General features: G+C 70.8%; 2 protein-coding genes. Both read right to left on the bottom strand.

The window, feature by feature from the left end:
* Positions 1–61 precede the first annotated feature (61 nt).
* Complete coding sequence (locus ACWD3D_RS33785; protein ID WP_451464529.1) at positions 62–1582, bottom strand: SulP family inorganic anion transporter; 1521 nt, start codon at positions 1580–1582, stop codon at positions 62–64.
* A 505-nt stretch (positions 1583–2087) separates the two neighbouring features.
* Complete coding sequence (locus tag ACWD3D_RS33780; RefSeq protein WP_451464530.1) at positions 2088–4328, bottom strand: NB-ARC domain-containing protein; 2241 nt, start codon at positions 4326–4328, stop codon at positions 2088–2090.
* Positions 4329–4470 lie beyond the last annotated feature (142 nt).

The raw sequence follows: 4470 nt of genomic DNA, 5'->3' as shown, positions 1-4470 counted from the left end.
CCCGTGAGGTTCCGGCCCTGTTCGCGTACCCGGTGCGGACTCGGACCGGCCGCCGGCGGTGTCAGCCGCCTGCGGCGAGCTGTCCGCTGAGCCGGTCGTGGAGACGGGCGCTGGGCTCGTTCAGGCCGGTGATCTCGACGCTCTTGCCCCGCTGGGCGTACCGGGCGTCGATCGTGTCGAGGACGGCCACGGACGAGGCGTCCCAGACGTGCGCGGCGGACAGGTCGATCACCACCCGCTCCGGGTCCCCCGCGTAGTCGAAGCGGCCGACGAGCTCGTTGGAGGAGGCGAAGAAGAGGGCCCCGGTCACCCGGTAGACCACGGTGGTGCCGTCCGGGTCGGTGACGGCGGTGACGTCCGCGGAGTGGGCCACCCGCTTGGCGAAGACCACCATCGCGAGGACCGAGCCGACGACCACGCCGATGGCGAGGTTGTGGGTGGCGACGACGACCACCACGGTGATCACCATGACGGCGATCTCCCCGGCGGGCATCCGCCGCAGGGTCTTCGGGGCTATGGAGTGCCAGTCGAACGTGGCGAACGAGACCATCGCCATGACCCCGACCAGAGCGGCCATCGGAATGTCGGAGACCACCGGGCCGAAGGCGATGCAGAGCACCATCAGGAACGCACCGGCGAGGAACGTCGACAGCCGGGTGCGCGCCCCGGACACCTTCACGTTGATCATCGTCTGGCCGATCATCGCGCAGCCGCCCATGCCGCCGAAGAAACCGGTGACGATGTTGGCGATGCCCTGGCCGACCGACTCCCGGGTCTTGTCCGAGCGGGTGTCCGTGATCTCGTCGACCAGCTTCGCCGTCATCAGCGACTCCATCAGCCCGACCAGCGCCATCGCGAGCGCGTACGGCGCCACGGTCGTCACCGTGTGGAGGGTGAACGGCACGTCCGGCAGACCCGGCACCGGCAGCGACGACGGCAGCTCGCCCCGGTCGCCCACGGTCGGCACCGAGATCCCCGCCGCCACGGTGAAGGCGGTGAGCACGACGATCGAGACCAGCGGGGCGGGGACGACCGTCGTGACCTTCGGGAAGAACACCAGCAGCGCCAGCCCGGCCACGATCAGCGGGTAGACCGCCCAGGGCACGTCCCGCATCTCGGGGACCTGTGCCATGAAGACCAGGATCGCCAGCGAGTTCACGAAGCCGACCATCACCGAACGCGGCACGAACCGCATCAGCTTCGCCACCCCCAGCGCCCCCAGGACGATCTGGAAGACCCCGGCCAGGATCACGGCGGCGACCAGGTAGCCGAAGCCGTGATCACGGTTGAGCGGCGCGACCACCAGGGACACCGCACCGGTGGCGGCGGAGATCATCGCCCGGCGCCCGCCCACCACCGAGATCACCACGGCCATGGTGAAGGCGGAGAACAGGCCGACCGCCGGATCGACCCCCGCGATGACCGAGAACGAGATCGCCTCCGGAATCAGCGCGAGACCGACCACCAGCCCGGCCAGCACCTCGGTGCGCCAGACCTTCGGGTCGCCCAGCCAGTCGGGCTTCAGCGCGCGCAGCCGCGCGGCCGGTGAATCGGTGGAGACGGCGGGGACGGTGGAGGCCAAGGCAGTGAAAACCTGTCGTGCTCGGGCACACCACCGTGTCGGCATGCCGAGGGCGTGCGTCAGGACGCGGTGCGCCGGGACGGGGCACCACGGTCGGGCCCGTGACCGGGACCGGAAGCAGAGGGAGACGGACCGGACCGCGGAAGATCCGTTCGTCACCGGGCCGGTCGCGCGAAAGCTCAGCACGGAGGGGCCGCGGCGGGCTTACGGCACGCGCGCGCCGCTGTCCCCGGCACGGGACCTCGCGGGACCGGACCTCCGCCGGGGGCGGCGTCGGCCCCGGCGTGGTGGGACGGGCGCGCGCGGAGCGTACCTTCACCACCTCGAAAACCCTACCCCGATGTCGGGGCAGGGTGACGGCCTCCATCCGGACAGCGCACCCCTCCTGCCCGGCGCAGCCGAGTGATCAGCCGCACCACGTCACGGGACACGACCCGTCCGTCCCGTCCAGGGCGCGGTGCCGCGTCCGGTCAGCCGGTACGCGGCGCTCCCGTGACTCGGCCCGTCACTGTCCGGCCGGCAAGGAGGCCAGGAGCGTCTGCGCGATCGCCAGGTCGTGGCTCTTGGCCGTCTCGCCGAACGAAAGGATTCGGCGCAAGCCGGCGCGGGCTTCCTCCGTCTCTCCGAGTTCGACCAGCACCTCCGCGAGGTCCAGGAGGATGCTGCTCTCGGCGTAGGGGATGCCGACGCGCTGCACGTGGAGCAGGCCACTTCGAAATTGCTCGACGGCCTCGCGCCACCGTCCCAGGGCGGCGTAGTCGCGGCCGAGCCCGCAGATCGTCCTGGCGCGGACGTGAGCGGCGATGTCCCGGCGCAACGGGGAGTCGGGTGCGTCCAGGAGGGCGAGGAGAGGTTCGTGCAGGGCCATGCTTTCCTCGACGCGGCCCGTGTCGCGCAGGGCGGCTCGGTAGGACTGCATGGCGACCAGCCAGTTCTTGTGGTCGCCGGCGCCTTCCGACAGCTCCATGGCGGCACGCGACTTGTCCATGAATTCCTGGAATTCGCCGAGCTGTTTGTGCGGTGACGTCGCCATGAGCAGCGCCCAGGCCTGCTGCGAGGCGTCCCCGGCTCTACGGGCACACTCCAGTGCCTGGTCGGCGCGGTCGATGGCCTCCCGGTACCTGCCTTCGTACCCCAGTGTCCAGGCATAGTTGCTGAGATGGGAGGCCTGCCTGCCGGGGTCCCCGAGTGCGGTGGCGGCCTCGCTGGACAGACGGTAGACCTCACTCCAGAGTCGCCAGCCGTCCCAGCCGCCACCGAGGACCTCCAGAGCCTCGGCGGTCTCCGCGACGCGGACGTGCTCGCCGCGCGAAGCCGCTCCCTGCAAGGCGGCGAACCAGGCGGCACTTTCGCTCACGAGCCAGTTCCGGGCCTGCTCGGCGCTCTGTGACAGGACCAGCCCCTGACCGGCGGACGGTGGCGTCCGCTGCCCGTCCTTGAACCGGAGGCCGGCCGTCGTGGCAGTGTCCAACAACCAGTCACGCAACCGCGCCTCGGCCGCGTCCTGCTCCGCGACCCCTTCCTCCCGCAGCCGGGCGCGGGCGAACAGCCTGAGCAGATCGTGCAGTTGATAGCGGCCCGTGAAGGTGGCCCGGAGCAGTCCCGCCTCCACGAGTTCCGCCATCACGTCCTCGGCGTCGAACACCGGGGTACGGCTCAGAGCGGCACCGTAAGCGGCGGTCATGTCCGGACCCGGTACCACGCTCAGCAGTCGAAGCATCCTGGCCGCCTGCCCGGTCAGCTGCCGGTACGACAGTTCGAACGCTGCCTCCACCCGCACGTCCCCGGCGGTCAGCGCTCCCAGCCTGCGCTCCTCGTCGGACAGCCGATGCACCAGATGGCCAACGCTCCACCCGGAACGCACCGTGAGCCAATTGCCCGCCACCCGCAAGGCCAACGGAAGCCGCCCGCAGAGTTCCGCCACCTCGGCCACGGCCCCGGCTTCGGCATCGGCCCGCCGCGCCCCCAGGATCCGGCGCAGCAAGTCCACCGCCTCCGCCTGCGCCAGCCCCGACAGCGCGAGTCGGTCCACGTCTTCCAGGCCCGACAGCGGTCGCCGACTCGTCACCAGGACGAGACTGTGCCCGCCGGCAGGCAGCAGTGGCCGCACCTGCCCCTCGTCACGGGCGTTGTCCAACACCACCAGACACCGGCGGTCGCCCAGCAGCGACCGCAGCAACCCGGCCCGGCCCGACGCGTCCAACTGCGCCAACTGGTACTCGGTCACCCCGAGGGACTTCAGGAGTCTCAACAGGGCCTCGCCCGAATCCATCGGGCTCTCCACGCCGTGCAGATCCACCATGAAGCAGCCGTCGGGAAAAGCGTCCGCCAGGTCCGCCGCCGCCTTCAACGCCAGCGTCGTCTTCCCGCACCCCGGAGGACCGGACACCACGTACACCGACACCCCCGCACCGGCGACCGCCCGCCCCGCGGCGTCTCTCAGCAGGGACATCTCCGCCTCACGTCCCGAGAAGTCCCCCACCGATCTCGGCAGCGCCGTCCCCGCGGCGGCTACCGACTGCTCCGGACGTACCGACACGGCCGCGGCGAGCAGCGCCTCGCGGTCCGCGTCCGTCAGCGCCAGTCCCTCCGCGAGTGCCGCCACCGTACGTCGTCGCGGCACCCGGCTACGCAGACGCTCCATATCGCTGATCGCCCGAACACTCACCCCCGACGCCTCGGCCAGCCCCTCGATCGTCAGAAGACGCTTCTGCCGAAAACCGCGCAGAACAAGCCCGAACGGCATCTCTTCAGACACAGTGCTTCCCCAGGGCCAGATCCCGCCCGGTGATCCCGGTGACAGCGTCGAGGCCGGGAACGACGTCGTACAGGGTCTTGCCATCTGCCCATGCAGCTTCCGGGGCCTTCGGATCCTCAGACATGGAAGA

The organism is Streptomyces sp. NPDC002690, assembly GCF_053592415.1.
The sequence above is the reverse complement of the archived record's forward strand: the minus strand, read 5'-3'. Positions and strand labels throughout refer to the sequence as shown.